This is a genomic window from Agromyces mangrovi, from assembly GCF_030296695.1.
In the GTDB taxonomy this organism is placed as follows: domain Bacteria; phylum Actinomycetota; class Actinomycetes; order Actinomycetales; family Microbacteriaceae; genus Agromyces; species Agromyces mangrovi.
On sequence record NZ_AP027737.1, the window covers coordinates 3,540,047 to 3,559,594 of the forward strand.

Consider the following 19,548-nt stretch of genomic DNA (forward strand, 5'->3'; position numbering starts at 1 on the left):
ACAAGTCTAGGTTCGGCCGCCGACACCGGGGCCGGGCGCGGCTACGACCGGGCGCGCAGCTCGCGGAGGCGGGCCCACAGGTCGTCGACCTGACCCATCGTGTGCGAGAGCGTGCCGCCGGTGTCGATCACGACGTCGGCGACCTCGCGGCGCTCGGCGTCGCTCGCCTGCGCGTCGACGCGTGCCTGCGCGTGCCCGCGCTCGAGCCCGCGCTCGTCGACCAGGCGGTCGACACGGGTGGCGGCGGGCGCCTCGGTGACGACGACGAGGTCGAACGGGTGGTCGACGGATGCCTCGACGAGCAGCGGCACGTCGTAGACGACGACCGCGTCGGGGTCGCGCCGCTCCGCGTCCGCCATGCGCTGGGCGGACAGCTCGCGCACGCGCGGGTGCACGATGGCGTTGAGGCGCTCGCGCGCGGCGGCGTCGCCGAACACCACTTCGCCCAGGCGCGCCCGGTCGAGCGAGCCGTCGGCGCGCAGGACGCCGTCGCCGAACGCCTCGCGGATCTCGGCGAGGCCGCTCGTGCCCCGCCCGACCGCCTCGCGGGCGAGCAGGTCGGCGTCGATGTGGACGGCGCCGTGCTCGACGAGCCGGCGCGCGACCGTGGATTTCCCCGAGGCGATGCCGCCCGTTAGGCCGATGAGGTACACGCCTCCAGCCTACCGATCCGGCGGCGGGACGCGTGCCGGAGACGGCGACGGCCGGGCACCCTCGCGGGTGCCCGGCCGTCGCTCGGTCCGATGCGGACTAGGAGTTGCTCGAGAGCTTCTCGCGCAGTGCAGCGAGCGACGCGTCGTCGGCGAGCGTGCCGGCGCCGGCCGCCTCGCTCGTGAACGAGCTGCCGCCGAAGTCGGCCTCGGCGGCGTCCTTCGCGTTGGCAGCCGCGACCTGCTTCTTGTGCGCCTCCCAGCGAGCCTGGGCTGCAGCGTAGTCCTGCTCCCACTTCTCGCGCTGGGCGTCGAAGCCCTCGCGCCACTCGTTGGTCTCCGGGTCGAAGCCCTCGGGGTACTTGTAGTTGCCCTGCTCGTCGTACTCGGTGAGCATGCCGTAGAGCGCCGGGTCGAACTCGGTGCCCTCGGGGTCGACGCCCTCGTTGGCCTGCTTCAGCGACAGCGAGATGCGGCGACGCTCGAGGTCGATGTCGATGACCTTGACGAACACCTCCTCGCCCACCGAGACGACCTGCTCGGCCAGCTCGACGTGCTTGCTCGACAGCTCCGAGATGTGCACGAGGCCCTCGATGCCGTCCGCGACGCGCACGAACGCGCCGAACGGGACGAGCTTGGTGACCTTGCCCGGTGCGACCTGGCCGATGGCGTGGGTGCGGGCGAAGACCTGCCACGGGTCCTCCTGCGTCGCCTTGAGCGACAGGGAGACGCGCTCGCGGTCGAGCTCGACGGAGAGCACCTCGACGGTGACCTCCTGGCCGACCTCGACGACCTCGCTGGCGTGCTCGATGTGCTTCCACGACAGTTCGGAGACGTGCACGAGGCCGTCCACGCCGCCGAGGTCGACGAACGCGCCGAAGTTGACGATCGAGGAGATGACGCCCTTGCGGACCTGTCCCGGGTGGAGGTTCGCGAGGAACGTCGAACGGGTCTCCGACTGGGTCTGCTCGAGCAGCGCGCGGCGCGAGAGCACCACGTTGTTGCGGTTCTTGTCGAGCTCCAGGATCTTCGCCTCGAGCTCCTGGCCGAGGTACGGCGTCAGGTCGCGCACGCGGCGCAGCTCGATGAGCGAGGCGGGGAGGAAGCCGCGGAGGCCGATGTCGACGATCAGGCCGCCCTTGACGACCTCGATGACCGTACCGGTGACGACACCGTCGGTCTCCTTGATCTTCTCGACGTCGCCCCACGCGCGCTCGTACTGCGCGCGCTTCTTCGACAGGATGAGGCGGCCTTCCTTGTCCTCCTTCTGGAGAACGAGGGCCTCGACGGTGTCGCCGACGCCGACGACCTCGCTGGGGTCGACGTCGTGCTTGATGGAGAGTTCGCGGGAGGGGATGACACCCTCGGTCTTGTAGCCGACGTCGAGGAGGACCTCGTCGCGGTCGATCTTCACGACCTGGCCCTCGATGAGGTCGCCGTCGTTGAAGAACTTGAGCGTCTTCTCGACCGCGGCAAGGAAGTCTTCAGCAGAACCGATGTCGTTGATTGCGACCTGCTTGGTTGCCTTGGTCGTTGCGGTTGTCATGTAGTAGGTGCTCCGTAATGGACAGGGTCGGGCCCGACGCGCGATGCTTTCGTATTGGTGTTCCGCGAAGGGCGTGCGGATAGGACGTCACAAACGTGACATTCCATCCTAGCGGCGCGGCTGCCCGTCGGTCAAACGGCCCGACCCACCGCGATCAGGCGCCCAGGATCGCCGACTTCAGCGTGTCGAGGCCGACCCCGCCCATCGCGAGCGCCTTGCCGTGGAAGTCCTTGATCGAGAACGCATCGCCCTCGCGCTGCCGCACCTCGTCGCGCAACTGCTCCCAGATGCGCTGGCCGACCTTGTACGACGGCGCCTGGCCCGGCCAGCCGAGGTAGCGGTTGACCTCGAACCGCACGAAGCCCTCGTTCATGTTCACGTTCCGCGACATGAACTCGAACGCGTAGTCGGCCGTCCACGGGCCCGAGCCGTCGGGCAGCGTCTTCTCGAGGTGCACGCCGATGTCGAGCACGACGCGGGCCGCCCGCATCCGCTGCCCGTCGAGCATGCCGAGCCGGTCGGCCGGGTCGTCCAGGTACCCGAGCTCCTCCATCAGCCGCTCGGCGTACAGCGCCCAGCCCTCCGCGTGGCCGGAGGTGCCGGCGAGCAGCCGACGCCACGAGTTGAGCGTGTCGGACTGCACCACGGCCTGGCCGATCTGCAGGTGGTGGCCGGGAACGCCCTCGTGGTAGACGGTCGTGAGCTCGCGCCAGGTGTCGAACTCGGTCACGCCCTCGGGCACCGACCACCACATGCGCCCGGGACGCGAGAAGTCCTCGGTCGGGCCGGTGTAGTAGATGCCGCCCTCCTGCGTGGGGGCGATCATGCACTCGAGCGTGCGGATCTCCTCCGGGATGTCGAAGTGCGTCGCGCCGAGCTCCTCGACGGCCCGGTCGCTCGTCTCCTGCATCCACGCCTTGAGTGCGTCGGTGCCGTGCAGCTTGCGGCTCTGGTCGTTGTCGAGGAACGAGATGGCCTCGAGCACGGATGCCCCGCGCTTGATCTCGTTCGCGATCGACTGCTGCTCGGACACCATGCGGGCGAGCTCGTCGAGCCCCCACTCGTAGGTCTCGTCGAGGTCGATCTTCGCGCCGAGGAACTCGCGCGATCGCAGCTCGTAGATCTCCCGGCCGACCGCGTCCTTCTCGGCCGCGGCCTCGACCAGCTCCGACTCGAGGAAGTCGGCGAACTGCTGGTAGGCGACGGCGGATGCCACGGCGCCCTGCTCGAGCTCGGCGCGAAGCGACTCGGGCAGCTCCCCGTCCGAGACGCCGGCCGAGGCGACGAACTCGCCGAAGAATCCCTCGGGTCGCGCGTTCTTGCGCGCCTGCGCGGCCACCTCGCGCACCTGGCGCCGCGCCGGCGTGATGCCGCGCGCGATGCCCTCGCGCAGGGTCGCGACGTAGCCCTCCATCGCCCCCGGAAGGGCGGCGAGGCGCTTCGAGACGGACTCCCAGCCCTCCACCGAGTCGGTCGACATGAGGTCGAACACCTCGCGCAGCTCCTGCGACGGGCTCGCGATCACGTTCAGGTCGCGCAGGTGGAGCCCGGCGTCGTAGCTCTCGATCGCGAGCTCGAGCTGGCTGCGCAGGTCGGTGCGGGTGATGCGGTCGACGTCGTCGACCTCGTCGGCCGCCTCGAGCTCCGCGAGCGTCGCACGCGCCGACGCGACCAGCTGGGCGTCGCCGTCGGGCGAGTAGTCGCCGTAACCGCCGTCCTCGGACTCGCGGCCGATGTAGGTGCCGACGGCCGGGCGCAGCTCCACCAGGGTGTCGACCCAGCCCTCCGCGACGCGGTCGATCTCGGTGGGGGTGCGTGCGGGCTCGGAAGTCATGGGAGCGAGCCTATCCGCTGCGCGGGACGGCACCGTGCACGCCGCCGCGGGCGCTGTGCACAGTGCGCGGCAGTCGAGCGCGGCTCAGGATCAGTGCGCCGCCGCGTCCCAGTTCGGGCCGTGCCCGAGCTGCACGTCGAGCGGCACCTGCAGGTCGGCCGCGGTCGCCATGCGCCGCTGCACGATCTCCTCGAGCTGCTCGCCCTCGCCCGCCGCGACCTCGAAGATGAGCTCGTCGTGCACCTGCATGAGCATGCGCGACGCGAGCCCCGCATCGGCGACGTCGCGCTCGATGCCGAGCATGGCGATCTTCATGATGTCGGCCGCGGAGCCCTGGATCGGCGCGTTCAGCGCCGCGCGCTCCGCGTTCTCGCGCAGCACCCGGTTCGGGCTCGACAGGTCGGGGAACGGGCGGCGCCGCCCGAAGATCGTCTCGGTGTAGCCGTCGACCTTCGCCTGCGCCACGACGTCGCGCAGGTAGTCGCGCACCGCGCCGAACCGCGCGAAGTAGTCGACCATGAGCTGCTTCGCCTCGGACTGCTCGATGCGCAGCTGCTTGGAGAGCCCGAATGCGCTCAGCCCGTAGGCGAGCCCGTACGACATGGCCTTCACCTTGGTGCGCATCAGCGGGGTCACGTCGGCCGGCTCGACGCCGAAGATGCGTGCGCCGACGAACCGGTGCAGGTCTTCTCCCGCGTGGAACGCCTCGATCAGGCCGGGGTCGCCCGAGAGGTGCGCCATGATGCGCATCTCGATCTGCGAGTAGTCGGCGGTCAGCAGGGTCTCGAACTCGGGCCCGTGGCGGAACGCCTCGCGGATGCGCCGCCCCTCCCCCGTGCGCACCGGGATGTTCTGCAGGTTCGGGTCGGTCGACGCGATACGCCCCGTGCTCGTGCCGATCTGCACGTAGGTCGTGTGGATGCGACCGTCGCCGCCGATCGACTTGTCGAGCGACTCGACGATCTGCCGCAGCTTCGTCGCGTCACGGTGCTCGAGCAGGAGGCCCAGGAACGGGTGCGGGCTCTTCTCCTGGAGGTCGGCCAGCGCACCGGCATCCGTCGAATACCCCGTCTTCGTCGCACGCGTCTTCGGCATGCCGAGCTGGTCGAAGAGCACCTCCTGCAGCTGCTTGGGCGAGCCGAGGTTGACCTCTCGGCCGATCTCGGCGAACGCGCGGGAGGCGATGTCGGCGGCGCGATCGCCGAGCTGGCCGGAGAGCGCCGACAGTTCGTCGTGGTCGACGGTGACTCCGCGCAGCTCCATGTCGGCGAGCACCCCCAGGATGGGCATCTCGATGTCGGTGCAGACCGGCAGCGTCGACGCGGGCAGCTCCGCGAGCACCACGGGCGCCGCGCGGAACGTGTACCAGGCGAGCTCGGCCGGGCCCGCGGCTCGGGTCTCGTCGGGCACGAGCTGGGCCGGGTCTGCCGTCGGGAGCGTCTCGCCGAGGTAGCGGAAGACGACGTCGGCGAGCCCCTTCTCCTGCGCCAGCGGGTTGACGAGCCAGGTCGCGACGAGCGTGTCGAGCGCGAGCCCGCCGAACGCCAGCCCGGATCGGCGCATGGCCTTGACCTGCGGCTTCGCGTCGGTCATGACCTTCGGCGCGTCGCCCGCGAGCCACGCCTCGAACGGCGCGTAGTCGCGCCGGCCGGGCTGCCAGGGCAGGAACACCGACTCCTCGGCGCCCGAGACGCCCGCGCCGATGACCTTGCCGTCGAGCATCTCGATCGTGAGACCGAGGCCGTCCGGGTGCGCGGCCACCTGCCGGTCGAGCCACACGTCGAGCTCCTCGTCGAGGAGCGTGCGCGGCGCAGGCGCCGTCGGCGCGGCGGATGCCGCCGGAGCGGGCGTGCCGGCAGCGGCATCCGCCCCCTGCTCCTCGCCCGCGAGCTTCATCACGCGCTCCAGCAGCGTGCGGAACTCGAGGCGGGAGAAGATGGCGGTCACCGCATCGGTGTCGATCGGCTTCGCGGCCAGTTCGTCGAGGGTCACATCGAGCTCGAGGTCGTCCACGAGGCGGTTGAGGCGCCGGTTGCGCACCGCGTTGTCCATCTCGGCGCGCAGGTTGTTGCCCGCGACTCCCTTGATCTCGTCGGCGTGCTCGAGCACCCCGTCGAGGTCGCCGAACTGCTTCAGCCACTTCACGGCCGTCTTCTCGCCGACCTTCGTGATGCCGGGCAGGTTGTCGCTCGTCTCGCCCACGAGCGCCGCGATCTCGGGGTACTGGGCGGGGGCAGGCCGTAGCGCTCCTCGACCGTCGCGGGGTCGTAGCGCTTCAGCTGCGACACGCCCTGGCTCGACGGGTAGAGCAGCGTCACGTCGTCGTTCACGAGCTGGATCGTGTCGCGGTCGCCCGACACGAGCAGCACCTCGTACCCGTCGCGTCGCCCCTCGGACGCGAGCGTCGCGAGGATGTCGTCGGCCTCGAAGTCCTCCTTCTCGAGGGTGCGCACGCCCATCGCCGCGAGCGCCTCCTGCAGCAGCGGCACCTGGCCCTTGAACTCCTGCGGCGTCTCGGCGCGGTTGCCCTTGTACTCCTCGTACTCGCGCGTGCGGAACGAGTGGCGGGAGATGTCGAACGCGACCGCGAGATGGGTCGGCTTCTCGTTCTTCAGCAGGAGCAGCAGCATCGACAGGAAGCCGTGGATGGCGTTCGTGTGCTGCCCGTCGCGGGTGCGGAAACTGTCGACCGGGAGCGCGAAGAACGCCCGGAACGCGAGGGAATGGCCGTCGATGACCATGAGGGTGGGCTTTACTGGTTCCGTCACCCCGCAAGCCTATAAGCGGCCGCCGACGCCGCCTGACGACCCGATCGGATGCGACGCATGACCCACGAGCAGACCGCCGACGCCCTCGACTACATCCGCACCCGCGGCATCGGCGAGCTCGCCGAGCGGATGGGCATCGAGTTCACGGAGTTCACCGTGGAACGCGCGGTCGCGACCATGCCGGTCGCGGGCAATACCCAGCCCGCCATGCTGCTGCACGGGGGCGCGTACGTGGTGCTCGGCGAGTCGCTCGGCTCGATGTCGGCGAACCTCTGGGCCGGGCCCGGGCGGCTCGCAGTGGGCGTCGACATCAACGCGACGCACACGCGCTCGGCCACCTCGGGCAGCGTCACCGGCACCTGCACGCCGCTGCACCTCGGTCGCACCATGACCGTGCACGAGATCGTCGTGACCGACGAGCAGGGCCGCCGGTGCTCGACCGTGCGGATCACGAACTTCATCAAGGACCTGCCGACGACCTGACGGCGTCGGCGGTCCCACGCATCGGCGAACCGGGCGGCGTCAGCCCTTCTTGGGCGCCAGCTGCTCGATGATCGCCTGCGCGACGTCCTTCATGGTGAGGCGGCGGTCCATCGACGCCTTCTGGATCCAGCGGAACGCCTCGGGCTCCGAGAGGCCCATCTTCTCGTTCAGCAGGCCCTTGGCCCGGTCGACGAGCTTGCGCGTCTCGAAGCGCTCGACGAGGTCGCCGACCTCGGCCTCGAGGGTGAGGATCTGGGCGTGCCGTGCGAGCGCGATCTCGATCGCCGGCAGCAGGTCGTTCGGAGTGAAGGGCTTCACGACGTACGCGAGGGCGCCGGCCTCGGTGGCGCGCTCGACCAGTTCCTTCTGGCTGAACGCGGTGAGCAGCACGACCGGGGCGATGTGGCCCTCGCTCAGGCGCTTGGCCGCCTCGATGCCGTCGAGCTGCGGCATCCGCACGTCCATGACGACCAGGTCGGGACGCAGCTCGGTCGCGAGCGCGACGGCCGTTTCGCCGTCACCGGCCTCGCCGACCACCTCGAACCCGTTGTCGCGGAGCGTCTCCACCACGTCGAGCCTGATGAGCGATTCGTCCTCGGCGACCACGACGCGACGCGGCGCGGCCTGGGTGTTCTCGGTGTCTGTCACGCCTGAAAGCCTACGGTATTCTGATCGCGGTCTCGTGCGCCGGTGTGGCGGAATGGCAGACGCGGAGCACTCAAAATGCTTTGCCCGAGAGGGCGTGTGGGTTCGACCCCCACCACCGGCACGACTCGGAAACGACGAACGGCCGGCCCCTGGCGGGGCCGGCCGTTCGTCGTCGAGGACCCTCAGAGGACCTCGCCCACGTTGTGCACGCGGATGTCGTTGGTGGTGCCGGGGATGCCGGGAGGGGACCCGGAGATGATGACGACCTTCTCCCCCTCGACGGCCAGGCCCTCGCGGCTCAGCACCTCGTCGACCTGGGCGACCATCTGGTCGGTGTGGGTCACGCGCGAGACGACGAACGACTGCACGCCCCAATAGAGCGCCATGCGGCGGCGGATCGCGGGGTCGGGCGTGAAGGCGAGGATCGGGATGTCCGAGCGGATGCGGGTCATGCGGCGCACCGACTCGCCCGACTCGGAGAACACGCAGAGGAACTTGGCCTCGACGAAGTTCGCGACGTCCACCGCGGCGAGCGTGATCGCACCCGACTGGGTGCGCGGCCGGGTGCCGAGCGGCGGCACGCGGTCGAGGCCGTGCTGCTCGGTCGAGGCGACGATGCGCGCCATGGTCTCGAGCGTGACCGTCGGGTACTCGCCGACGCTCGTCTCGCCCGAGAGCATGACCGCGTCCGCGCCGTCGAGCACGGCGTTCGCGACGTCGGAGGTCTCGGCGCGCGTGGGCACCGGGCTGTGGATCATCGACTCGAGCATCTGGGTCGCGACGATGACGGGCTTGGCCATGCGGCGCGCCGCCTCGATCGCGCGCTTCTGCACGATCGGCACGGCCTCGAGCGGCAGCTCGACGCCGAGGTCGCCGCGGGCGACCATGAGGGCGTCGAACGCGTCGATGATCTCGTCGAGCGCCTCGACGGCCTGCGGCTTCTCGATCTTGGCGACCACCGGCACGCGGCGGCCGACCTCGTCCATGATCTCGCGCACGCGCGAGACGTCGGCGGCGTTGCGCACGAACGACAGCGCGATGAGGTCGGCGCCGAGCTCGAGGCCCCAGCGCAGGTCGGCCTCGTCCTTCTCCGACAGCGCGGGCACGTTGACCGCCACGCCCGGGAGGTTGATGCCCTTGTTGTCGGAGACGGGTCCGGCGACCACGACCTCCGTGCGCACGCGGGTGCCGTCGGTGTCGAGCACGCGGACGCGGACCTTGCCGTCGTCGATCAGCAGGAAGTCGCCCGCGGAGACGTCCTGCGGGAGGCCCTTGAACGTCGTCGAGCAGATCTCCTTGGTGCCGGGGATGTCCTCGGTGGTGATCGTGAAGATGTCGCCCTCGGCCAGCTCGTGCGGGCCGTCCGCGAACTTGCCGAGGCGGATCTTCGGCCCCTGCAGGTCGACCAGCACGGCGACGGCCCGGCCGGAGTCGTTCGCCGCCTTGCGGATGTTCTGGTAGACGCCCTCGTGCACGTCGTACGAGCCGTGGCTCAGGTTCATGCGGGCCACGTCGAGGCCGGCGTCGATGAGCGCACGGACCCCTTCGTAGCTCGCGGTCGCGGGTCCGAGCGTGGCGACGATCTTCGCGCGTCTCATGTTCTCTGTGCTCCGTGTTCCTCGCGCCGGGGCGCGGTGATCGTGGTGGTGGGGATGAAGGGCCGGTCGGTCAGATCGAGATCGCCTGCGCGGAGGCCGGGATGGGGCTCGGGAGGTGCGTCTCACCCTCAAGGTACCGGTCGACGGAGGCGGCCGCAGCACGTCCCTCGGCGATGGCCCACACGATGAGCGACTGCCCGCGTCCGGCGTCGCCGGCGACGTAGACGCCCGGGACGCTCGTCGCGTACGAGTCGTCGCGCTCGACGTTGCCGCGCTGCGTGAACGCGGCGCCGAGCTGGCCCGAGAGGTCCTGCGACTCGGGGCCCGTGAAGCCCAGCGCGAGCAGCACGAGGTCGGCCGGGATCTCGCGCTCGGTGCCCGCCTTCGGCACGCGACGGCCGTCGAGGTACTCGGTCTCCGCGACGCGGATCGCCCGCACCTCGCCGACGTCGTTCGAGACGAACTCGACCGTCGACGCGAGGTACTGGCGGGTGCCGCCCTCCTCGTGCGCGGTCTGCACCTCGAACAGGTTCGGGTGCATCGGCCACGGCTGGGTGTCGGGTCGCGCGATGCCCGGCTTCTTGCCGATCGCGAGGTTGGTCACCGACAGCGCCCCCTGGCGGTGCGCGGTGCCGATGCAGTCGGCACCGGTGTCGCCGCCGCCCAGGACCACGACGTGCTTGCCTTCAGCGGTGATCTGCTCGGGCACCGTGTCGCCCGCGACCGCGTGGTTCGACTGCACCAGGTACTCCATGGCGAAGTGCACGCCCGGCAGGTCGCGTCCAGGGATCGGCAGGTCGCGGGGCACCATCGCGCCGGTCGCGATGACCACGGCGTCGTACCGCTCGCGCAGCGCGTCCCACGAGATGTCGGTGCCGATGTCGACGCCCGCGCGGAAGCGGGTGCCCTCGGCCGTCATCTGGGCGATGCGCTGGTCGAGGTGGCGCTTCTCCATCTTGAAGTCGGGGATGCCGTAGCGCAGGAGCCCGCCGATGCGGTCGTCGCGCTCGTAGACCGCGACCGTGTGCCCGGCGCGCGTGAGCTGCTGCGCCGCGGCGAGCCCGGCCGGGCCCGACCCGACGACCGCGACGGTCTTGCCGGTCAGTCGCCCCGGCGGGTGCGGCTGCACCCAGCCGTTCGAGAAGGCCTGGTCGATGATCGAGACCTCGACCTGCTTGATCGTGACGGCCGGCTGGTTGATGCCGAGCACGCACGACGACTCGCACGGCGCGGGGCAGAGCCGGCCCGTGAACTCCGGGAAGTTGTTGGTCGCGTGGAGTCGCTCGATCGCCGCGCGGCCCTCGCCGCGGTACATGAGGTCGTTCCACTCGGGGATCAGGTTGCCGAGCGGGCAGCCCTGGTGGCAGAACGGGATCCCGCAGTCCATGCAGCGTCCGGCCTGCCGGCGCAGCTGCGCGGGGTCGCCCTGCTCGTAGACCTCCTTGAAGTCCATGATGCGCACGGGCACCGGCCGCCGCTTGGGCAGCTCGCGCTCGGTCGTCTTGAGGAAGCCCTTCGGGTCAGCCACCGGTCACCTCCAGGATGCGGCCCCAGACGACGTCGCCGTCGGGGTCCAGCCCCTCGTCGACGGCGTTCTGCCGGGTCTTCAGGACGGCCGCGTAGTCGCGCGGGAGTACCTTCACGAATCGCTCCATGGTGTCGGGGGCCTCGAGCAGGCGCTCCGCGAGCGCGGACCCCGTGTGCTCCAGGTGCTGTCGGAGGAGGTCGAGCACGATCTCGTGGTCGGCGCTGCCGAGCTCGTGCAGCTGCAGCTCGCCGGTGGCGAGCGCGTCGCGGTTGATGCGCTCCTTGGGCAGGTCGAACACGTACGCCGTGCCGCCGGACATGCCCGCGCCGAGGTTGCGGCCGGTCGGGCCGAGGATGAGCGCGAGCCCACCCGTCATGTACTCGAGCGCGTGGTCGCCCACGCCCTCGACCACGGCGGTCGCACCCGAGTTGCGCACGAGGAAGCGCTCGCCGACGATGCCGCTGATGAACATGCTGCCCTGCGTCGCGCCGTAGCCGATCACGTTGCCGGCGATCACGTTGCGTTCGGCCGGGAAGGTGCTCGAGCGGTCGGGCCGCACGATCACCTGGCCGCCGGAGAGGCCCTTGCCGACGTAGTCGTTGGAGTCGCCCTCGAGGCGCAGCGTGATGCCCGCGGGCAGGAACGCGCCGAACGACTGGCCGGCGGACCCGGACAGGGTCACGTCGATCGACCCGGCGGGCAGGCCGTTGACGCCGTGGCGCACGGTCACCTCGTGGCCGAGCATGGTGCCCACGGCGCGTTCGGTGTTGCGGATCGGCAGGGTGATCTCGACGCGGCCGCCGTGCTCGAGCACGTCGGCGGACGCCTCGATCAGCTGGTTGTCGAAGTGCTCGTCGAGCTCGTGGTCCTGCGGGCGCGCGTTCCGACGCGGCTCCGAGTCGGAGAAGTCCGGGCCGACCAGCACGGGCGACAGGTCGAGCCCGCTCGCCTTCCAGTGGTCGACGGCGCGGTCGATGTCGAGCATCTCGCGGCGGCCGATCGCCTCGTCGAGGCTGCGGAAGCCGAGCTCGGCGAGGTACTCGCGCACCTCCTGCGCGATGAACTCGAAGAAGTTCACGACGAACTCGGGCTTGCCGCTGAAGCGCTTCCGCAGCTCCGGGTTCTGGGTGGCGACGCCGACCGGGCAGGTGTCGAGGTGGCACACGCGCATGAGCACGCAGCCCTCGACGACCAGCGGTGCGGTCGCGAAGCCGAACTCCTCGGCACCGAGCAGCGCGCCGACGATCACGTCGCGGCCCGTCTTCATCTGGCCGTCGACCTGCACGACGACGCGGTCGCGCATGCCGTTCAGCATGAGCGTCTGCTGCGTCTCGGCGAGGCCGAGCTCCCACGGCGTGCCGGCGTGCTTGAGCGAGTTCATCGGGCTCGCACCGGTGCCGCCGTCGTGGCCGGAGACCAGGATGACGTCGGCCAGCGCCTTGGCGGTGCCGGCCGCGACCGCTCCGATGCCCGACTGGCTCACGAGCTTCACGTGCACCCGGGCGCCCGGGTTCGCGCGCTTCAGGTCGAAGATCAGCTGCTTGAGGTCTTCGATCGAGTAGATGTCGTGGTGCGGCGGCGGCGAGATGAGGCCGACGCCGGCGGTCGCGTGGCGGGTGCGGGCGACCCACGGGTACACCTTGGTCGGCGGCAGCTGGCCGCCCTCGCCGGGCTTCGCGCCCTGGGCGAGCTTGATCTGGATGTCGTCGGCATGCGTGAGGTACATGCTCGTGACGCCGAAGCGGCCGGATGCCACCTGCTTGATCGCGCTGCGGCGCTCGGGGTCGAGCAGGCGATCGAGGTCCTCGCCGCCCTCGCCCGTGTTCGAGCGCGCGCCGAGGCGGTTCATCGCGATCGCGAGGGTCTCGTGCGCCTCCTTCGAGATGGAGCCGTAGCTCATCGCGCCGGTCGAGAACCGCTTCACGATCGACGAGACCGGCTCGACCTCGTCGATCGGCACGGGCGGCCGCGCGCCCGTGCGCAGCGCGAACATGCCGCGCAGCGTCATCAGGTTCTCGGCCTGACCGTCGACCATCGAGGTGTACTCGCGGAAGATGTCGTACCGCCTGCTGCGCGTCGCGTGCTGCAGTCGGAACACCGTCTCGGGGTTGAACAGGTGCGGGGCGCCGTCGCGGCGCCACTGGTACTCGCCGCCGGTCGCGAGCCGCTCGTGCACGGTCACCGCGACGTCGTCGGGGTACGCGCCCTTGTAGCGGCGCGCGTTCTCGGTGGCGACGACGTCGAGGCCGACGCCGCCGAGCTTGGTCGTGGTGCCGGTGAAGAACTCGTCGACGAACTCCTGGCTGAGGCCGACGGCCTCGAACGCCTGTGCGCCCGCGTAGGACGACATCGTCGAGATGCCCATCTTCGACATGATCTTCAGCACGCCCTTGCCGAGCGCCTTGATCACGTTCTTCACGGCCTGCTCGGGCGAGACGCCGGTGATGACGCCCGAGCGCACGAGCTCCTCGCAGGTCTCCATCGCGAGGTACGGGTTGACCGCTGAGGCGCCGTAGCCGATGAGGAGCGCGACGTGGTGCACCTCGCGCACGTCACCGGTCTCGACGACGATGCCCACCCGCATCCGAGTCTCGGAGCGGATGAGGTGGTGGTGCACGGCCGCCAGCATGAGCAGCGACGGGATGGGCGCGAGCTCCGAGGTCGTGTCGCGGTCGCTCAGCACGAGGAAGCGCGCACCCGCGGCGATGGCGCGGTCGGCCTCCTCGCACAGCGCGGTGAGCCGGGAGCGGAGCCCCTCGGTGCCCTCCTCGACCCGGTAGAGGCCGCGCAAGGTCGTGGTCGTGGCGCTGTCGGGGCGCGGGTCGATGTGCTGGATCTTCGCGAGCTCGTCGTTGTCGATGACCGGGAACGAGAGCGTCACCTGGCGGGTGTGCTCGGGGCCCGAGCTCAGCAGGTTGTGCTCCGGCCCGAGCGACGTGCCGAGCGAGGTCACGACCTCCTCGCGGATCGAGTCCAGCGGCGGGTTGGTGACCTGCGCGAACTGCTGCGTGAAGTAGTCGAACAGCAGGCGAGGGCGCTCGCTCAGCACGGCGATCGGGGTGTCGGAGCCCATGGCGCCGAGCGGCTCCATGCCGGTGCGGGCCATGGGCGTGAGCAGCACCCGCACCTCCTCCTCCGTGTAGCCGAAGGTGCGCTGACGGCGGCGGACGGATGCCGGCGGGTGCACGATGTGCTCCCGCTCGGGCAAGTCGGCGAGTCGGATGCGACCGGACTCCAGCCACTCCCCACGGCTCGGATGCTGCGAGCTCGGACTTGATCTCGTCGTCCTCGATGAGGCGGCCGGCGACCGTGTCGACCAGGAACATGCGACCGGGCTGCAGGCGGCCCTTGCGGACCACCTTCGACTGGTCGATGTCGAGGACGCCGATCTCACTCGCGAGCACGACCAGGCCGTCGTCGGTCACGACGTAGCGGCCCGGGCGCAGCCCGTTGCGGTCGAGCGTGGCGCCCACGAGCGAGCCGTCGGTGAAGACGATCGCGGCCGGGCCGTCCCACGGCTCCATGAGCATCGAGTGGTACTCGTAGAACGCGCGCCGGGCCGGGTCGATCTCCGTGGCGTTCTCCCACGCCTCGGGCACCATCATCATGACCGCGTGCGGCAGGCTCCGGCCCGACAGGCTCAGCAGCTCGACGACCTCGTCGAACGACGCCGAGTCGCTCGAGCCCGGCGTCACGACCGGCAGGATCGGCGCGAGGTCGCCCAGCAGCTCGGACTCGAGTTGCGACTGGCGCGCGCGCATCCAGTTGCGGTTGCCCTGCACGGTGTTGATCTCGCCGTTGTGCGCGATCATGCGGAACGGCTGCGCGAGCGGCCACGACGGGAACGTGTTGGTCGAGTACCGGGAGTGCACGAGCGCGAGCTTGGAGGTGAACCGCTCGTCGGAGAGGTCCGGGTAGAACGGCTCGAGCTGGAGGGTCGTGACCATGCCCTTGTAGACGAGGGTGCGACAGGACAGCGACGCGAAGTACAGCTCGATCTCCCGCTCGGCGCGCTTGCGCAGGCGGAAGGTGAGGCGGTCGAGCGCGATGTCGGAGAGGGGCGCGCCCGCCTCGGTCTCGTCGACGCTGCGTACGTAGACCTGCTGCACGTCGGGCATGGCCGCACGGGCGAGCGTGCCCAGCTCGTCGGGGCGCACGGGAACCTCGCGCCAGCCGATGATCTCGAGGCGCTCCTCGGCGGCGATCTCGCGGAAGCGGCGCTTGACCGCGCTGCGCTGCGTGGGGTCGGTGGGCAGGAACGCGTTGCCGACCGCGTAGCGGCCCGGTGCGGGCAGCTCGAACGAGACGACCTCGCGCAGGAACGCGTCGGGCACCTGCGTGATGATGCCCGCGCCGTCGCCGGTGCCGGCGTCGGAGCCGACCGCACCGCGGTGCTCCAGGTTGCGCAGCGCGTCGAGCGCCGCCTGGATGATGTCGTGACCTGCGGTGCCGCGGAGCGTGGCGACCATCGCGAGGCCGCAGGCGTCCTTCTCGTGGGCCGGGTCGTACATGCCCTGGGCAGCGGGGACCGCCCCGAATCGTGCATGGGTCGGAGTCATCGCCACAGTGACCGTCCTCGTGAAATCAGTGAACCAGCGCGGGACGCCTTCGGCCCATCGGAATGTCGGATGTGCGCCCCAAAGGTGCGGGGACGCATTCGGGGCTCGGGCCGGATCGCCCGGACTAGGAGGTCGTCTCGCGTGTGCTTGTGGCTGCGGCTGCCTCCGTGTCGCCCTCGTCCTCGGCGTCGTCGCCGATCGTGTCTCGGTCGGACTCGGTGTCGTCCGAGTCTACAGCGTCGGCCCCGGGCCACTCGCGGCCGGGCACGTACGGGCTCGGCTCCTGGCCGGTGTGGCGACGCGTCTGCACCACGAGGATGATCACGCCGATGAGGATGGCGGCGAACGACGCCCAGACGTTGGAGCGGATGCCGAGGAAGATCTCGCTCGGGTCGACGCGGATCGACTCCAGGAAGCTGCGGCCGATGCCGTACCAGATGAGGTACACGGCGAACGCCTTGCCCCAGCGCAGGCGGAACTTCCGCTCCAGCCAGAGCAGCACCGCGACGCCGAGGAGGTTCCAGATGATCTCGTACAGGAACGTGGGGTGGAACAGCGTGCCGGGCTCGAGGCCGGCGGGGAACGCGGGGTTGGTCGACTCGATCTCGAGGCCCCACGGCAGCTCCGTGGGCAGGCCGAAGAGCTCGTGGTTGAACCAGTTGCCGAGACGGCCGGCGGCCTGCGCGACGAGCATGCCCGGCGCCAGCGCGTCGGCGAACGACCAGAAGCGGATGCCGGTCATGCGGCAGCCGATCCAGACGCCCAGCGCGCCGCCGATCAGCGCGCCGTAGATGGCGTTGCCGCCCTCCCAGATCGCGAACACCTTCCAGAGGTCGGCGCCCTCGTAGAAGTAGTCGCCGGGGTGGGTGGCGACGTGGTAGAACCGCGCGAAGACGATGCCGAGCGGCACGGCCCACAGCGAGATGTCGAGCACGACGCCCGGCTCGGCGCCGCGCTTGGTCAGGCGGTGCGACGTGATCCACACGGCGAGCACGATGCCCAGCAGGATGCACAGGGCGTACGCGTGGATGGTGAGGGCGCCGCCCCACGGAAGCGGGATCTCGAAGGAGCTCCACTCCGGGCTGGGGATGCTGAGCGGTGCGATCACGTTCGTTCGGTGCCTTTCGTCCAGGTCGCGGGTTCGGGCCCGCGGGCGGCCTCGGCCAGCGTACTACCCCGCCGGGCGGGTGCCGCGCGCGAGCTCCGCGGCGAGGGCGGCGACGCCCTCCACGCCCCCGTCGGCGAGGGCCTTCACGAGCGCGGAGCCGACGATCGCGCCGTCGGCGTACGAGACGACCTCGCGCACCTGCTCGGCCGTCGAGATGCCGACGCCCACGCACGACCGCGGGCTGCCCGCGGCGCGGAGGCGCTCGACGAGCGTGCGTGCGGCGCGGTCGACGTCGGCGCGCGCGCCCGTGATGCCCATGGTCGACACCGCGTACACGAACCCGCGGCTCGCCTCGACGGTGCGCGCCAGCCGGGCATCCGATGAGCTCGGAGCGGCCAGGAACACTCGATCGAGGCCGGTGCGGTCGGATGCCGCGAGCCACGCGTCGCCCTCGTCGGGGATGAGGTCGGGCGTGATGAGGCCCGCGCCGCCCGCCGCGGCGAGGTCGTCGGCGAAGCGGTCGACGCCGTACTGCACCACGGGGTTCCAGTAGGTCATCATGAGGATCGGCGCGTCGACCTGCTCCCGGATCGCCCGCACGGCCTCGAAGCCGTGGGCGAGCCGGAAGCCGTTCGCGAGGGCCGCCTGGGTCGCGTCCTGGATGACGGGGCCGTCCATCACCGGGTCGGAGTACGGGATGCCGAGCTCGAGCGCGTCGACCCCGTTCTCGACGAGCGCGACCGCCGCGTCGACGCTCGCGCCGAGCGACGGGAAGCCCACCGGCAGGTAGCCCACGAGTGCGCCGGTGCCGGCCGCCACACGTGCGTCGATGGTCTCGCCGACGCTCATGCGCCCTCCTCGCCGTCGATCAGCTCGAACCACTTGGCTGCCGTCTCCATGTCCTTGTCGCCGCGCCCGGAGAGGTTCACGAGGATGCTCGCCTCCGGACCGAGCTCGCGGCCGAGCTCGAGCGCACCCGCGAGCGCGTGCGCCGACTCGATGGCGGGGATGATGCCCTCGGTGCGCGACAGCAGGCGGAGCGCGTCCATGGCGGCGGCATCCGTCGACGCCCGGTACCGGGCGCGCCCCACGTCGGCGAGCCACGAGTGCTCCGGGCCGACGCCCGGGTAGTCGAGCCCCGCCGAGATCGAATGCGACTCGATGGTCTGGCCGTCCTCGTCCTGCAGCAGGTAGCTGCGGGCGCCGTGCAGCACGCCCGGTCGGCCCTTGCCGATGGTGGCGGCGTGGCGCTCGGTGTCGACGCCCTCGCCCCCGGCCTCGAAGCCGTAGAGGGCGACGTCGGCGTCGTCGAGGAAGGCGTGGAAGATGCCGATCGCGTTCGATCCCCCGCCGACGCACGCGGCCACCGCGGTCGGCAGCGCGCCGGTGCGCTCGAGCATCTGCGCGCGCGCCTCCTCGCCGATGACCTTCTGCAGGTCGCGCACCATCGCCGGGAACGGGTGCGGGCCCGCCACGGTGCCGAAGATGTAGTTGGTGTGGCCGACGTTCGTGACCCAGTCGCGCATCGCCTCGTTGATCGCGTCCTTGAGGGTGCGCGAGCCGTGCGTCACCGGGATCACCTCGGCGCCGAGCAGCCGCATGCGGGCGACGTTGAGCGCCTGGCGCTCGGTGTCGACCTCGCCCATGTAGATCACGCACTCGAGGCCGAACAGCGCTGCGGCGGTCGCGGTGGCGACGCCGTGCTGGCCGGCGCCGGTCTCGGCGATCACCCGGGTCTTGCCGACGCGCTTGGTGAGCAACGCCTGCCCGAGCACGTTGTTGATCTTGTGCGAGCCGGTGTGGTTCAGGTCTTCGCGCTTGAGGAACACGCGGGCCCCGCCGGCGTGCTCGGCGAAGCGGCGCACCTCGGTCAGCGGCGACGGGCGCCCGACGTAGTCCCGCAGCAGGCCGTCGAGCTCGTCGTGGAACGCCGGGTCGAGCTTGGCGAGCTGCCAGGCCTCGTCGAGCTCGTCGAGCGCGGCGATGAGCGACTCGGGCACGAAGCGCCCGCCGAAGTCGCCGAAGTACGGACCGGTCTCGGTGCGCAGGGACATCTACTCCCCCAGGAATCTCGCGAGCGTCTCGCGGGGCTCGCTCGTGACGAGCGCCTCCCCCACGAGGACCACGTCGGCGCCCGCGGCGCGGTACGCGGCGACGTCGTCGGCCGTGGAGACGGCCGACTCGGCCACCTTGACGGCGCCGTCGGGGAAGCTCGGGGCGAGTCGCCCGAACAGCTCGCGGTCGAGCTCGAAGGTGGACAGGTTGCGTGCGTTCACGCCGATCAGGCGTGCGCCGACGTCGGCGGCGCGCGCCAGTTCGTCGGCGTCGTGGGTCTCGACGAGCGCGGTCATGCCGAGCTCGCCGATGAGTGCGTGCAGCTCGGCGAGGTCGCGCTGCTCCAGCGCGCCCACGATGAGCAGCACGAGGTCGGCGCCCGCGGCGCGCGCCTCGAACACCTGGTACGGCGTGGCGATGAAGTCCTTGCGCAGCACGGGCAGCGACACCGCGGCGCGCACGGCCTCGAGGTCGGCGAGCGACCCCAGGAACCGGCGTCCCTCGGTGAGCACGCTGATGGCGCTCGCACCGCCCGCCTCGTACTCGCGCGCGAGTGCGGCCGGATCGGGGATGTCGGCCAGCGGGCCGCGCGACGGGCTCGCGCGCTTGACCTCGGCGATGATCTTCACCCGGTCGGCGGGTGCGAGCGCCGCGAGGGCGTCCAGCGCGGCGGGTCGCTCGCGGGCGGCCCGCTCAACCTCGGCGAGCGGCCGATCGGCGCGCCGGGCCTCGGCGTCCGCGACCGCGTTCGCCGTGAGCTCGGACAGCACG

Annotated in this window: 11 protein-coding genes, 1 tRNA gene and 2 pseudogenes; 2 read left to right on the plus strand and 12 right to left on the minus strand. The window is 71.0% G+C overall.

Annotated elements, in window-relative coordinates:
- Positions 1-41 precede the first annotated feature (41 nt).
- From coaE to polA, 4 genes and pseudogenes are all read right to left on the minus strand, one after another.
- Complete coding sequence (gene coaE / locus QUE38_RS16945) at positions 42-653, minus strand: dephospho-CoA kinase (RefSeq protein ID WP_286309496.1); 612 nt, start codon at positions 651-653, stop codon at positions 42-44.
- 97 nt (positions 654-750) lie between these two features.
- A complete protein-coding gene (gene rpsA / locus QUE38_RS16950) occupies positions 751-2,196 on the minus strand; it encodes a 30S ribosomal protein S1 (RefSeq protein ID WP_286309497.1) in 1,446 nt (481 codons plus the stop codon).
- Between the two features lie 154 nt (positions 2,197-2,350).
- Positions 2,351-4,030 (minus strand): DUF885 domain-containing protein, encoded by a 1,680-nt coding sequence (locus QUE38_RS16955; protein ID WP_286309498.1) that lies wholly within the window; start codon positions 4,028-4,030, stop codon positions 2,351-2,353.
- Between the two features lie 90 nt (positions 4,031-4,120).
- A pseudogene (polA, locus tag QUE38_RS16960) lies at positions 4,121-6,798 on the minus strand (DNA polymerase I).
- Between the two features lie 57 nt (positions 6,799-6,855).
- Between polA and QUE38_RS16965 the strand changes: the two are divergent.
- The gene (locus tag QUE38_RS16965) at positions 6,856-7,281 is read left to right on the plus strand and encodes a hotdog fold thioesterase (RefSeq protein ID WP_286309499.1); all 426 of its coding nucleotides are present in this window, start codon (positions 6,856-6,858) and stop codon (positions 7,279-7,281) included.
- A gap of 39 nt (positions 7,282-7,320) precedes the next feature.
- Here the strand turns inward: QUE38_RS16965 and QUE38_RS16970 are convergent, their stop codons facing one another.
- Positions 7,321-7,929, minus strand: a complete 609-nt coding sequence (locus QUE38_RS16970; RefSeq protein WP_281886535.1) for an ANTAR domain-containing response regulator — start codon at positions 7,927-7,929, stop codon at positions 7,321-7,323.
- 38 nt (positions 7,930-7,967) lie between these two features.
- Between QUE38_RS16970 and QUE38_RS16975 the strand changes: the two genes are divergently transcribed.
- Positions 7,968-8,050 (plus strand) — tRNA-Leu (locus QUE38_RS16975).
- 61 nt (positions 8,051-8,111) lie between these two features.
- Here QUE38_RS16975 and pyk read toward each other — a convergent pair.
- The 7 genes and pseudogenes from pyk to trpC all read right to left on the minus strand — a co-directional run bounded on the left by pyk (position 8,112) and on the right by trpC (position 19,547).
- Positions 8,112-9,527, minus strand: coding sequence for a pyruvate kinase (pyk, locus tag QUE38_RS16980; protein WP_286309500.1), 1,416 nt, complete (start codon positions 9,525-9,527; stop codon positions 8,112-8,114).
- A gap of 70 nt (positions 9,528-9,597) precedes the next feature.
- Entirely contained in the window at positions 9,598-11,055 is a 1,458-nt protein-coding gene (locus QUE38_RS16985) for a glutamate synthase subunit beta (RefSeq protein ID WP_286309501.1), read from the minus strand.
- A pseudogene (gene gltB / locus QUE38_RS16990) lies at positions 11,048-15,614 on the minus strand (glutamate synthase large subunit). The gene QUE38_RS16985 and the pseudogene gltB overlap by 8 nt, the downstream one beginning before the upstream one ends.
- Before the next feature lie 124 nt (positions 15,615-15,738).
- Positions 15,739-16,722: a prolipoprotein diacylglyceryl transferase gene (lgt, locus tag QUE38_RS16995; RefSeq protein ID WP_286309502.1), complete on the minus strand. Its 984-nt coding sequence runs from the start codon at positions 16,720-16,722 to the stop codon at positions 15,739-15,741.
- A gap of 63 nt (positions 16,723-16,785) precedes the next feature.
- Complete coding sequence (gene trpA / locus QUE38_RS17000; protein ID WP_286309504.1) at positions 16,786-17,571, minus strand: tryptophan synthase subunit alpha; 786 nt, start codon at positions 17,569-17,571, stop codon at positions 16,786-16,788.
- On the minus strand, positions 17,568-18,776 hold the full coding sequence (trpB, locus tag QUE38_RS17005) for a tryptophan synthase subunit beta (RefSeq protein WP_286309505.1): 1,209 nt from the start codon (positions 18,774-18,776) through the stop codon (positions 17,568-17,570). Before trpB ends, trpA begins: the two co-directional genes overlap by 4 nt.
- Positions 18,777-19,547, minus strand: a complete 771-nt coding sequence (gene trpC / locus QUE38_RS17010; RefSeq protein ID WP_286309506.1) for an indole-3-glycerol phosphate synthase TrpC — start codon at positions 19,545-19,547, stop codon at positions 18,777-18,779.
- Between the last annotated feature and the right edge of the window lies 1 nt (position 19,548).

What these genes read in the sequence shown, in the direction of transcription:
- rpsA (WP_286309497.1), bottom strand. Translation starts at nt 2,196, where the DNA reads ATGACAACCGCAACGACCAAGGCAACCAAGCAGGTCGCAATCAACGAC.
- QUE38_RS16955 (WP_286309498.1), bottom strand. Translation starts at nt 4,030, where the DNA reads ATGACTTCCGAGCCCGCACGCACCCCCACCGAGATCGACCGCGTCGCG.
- QUE38_RS16965 (WP_286309499.1), top strand. Translation starts at nt 6,856, where the DNA reads ATGACCCACGAGCAGACCGCCGACGCCCTCGACTACATCCGCACCCGC.
- pyk (WP_286309500.1), bottom strand. Translation starts at nt 9,527, where the DNA reads ATGAGACGCGCGAAGATCGTCGCCACGCTCGGACCCGCGACCGCGAGC.
- trpA (WP_286309504.1), bottom strand. Translation starts at nt 17,571, where the DNA reads ATGAGCGTCGGCGAGACCATCGACGCACGTGTGGCGGCCGGCACCGGC.
- trpB (WP_286309505.1), bottom strand. Translation starts at nt 18,776, where the DNA reads ATGTCCCTGCGCACCGAGACCGGTCCGTACTTCGGCGACTTCGGCGGG.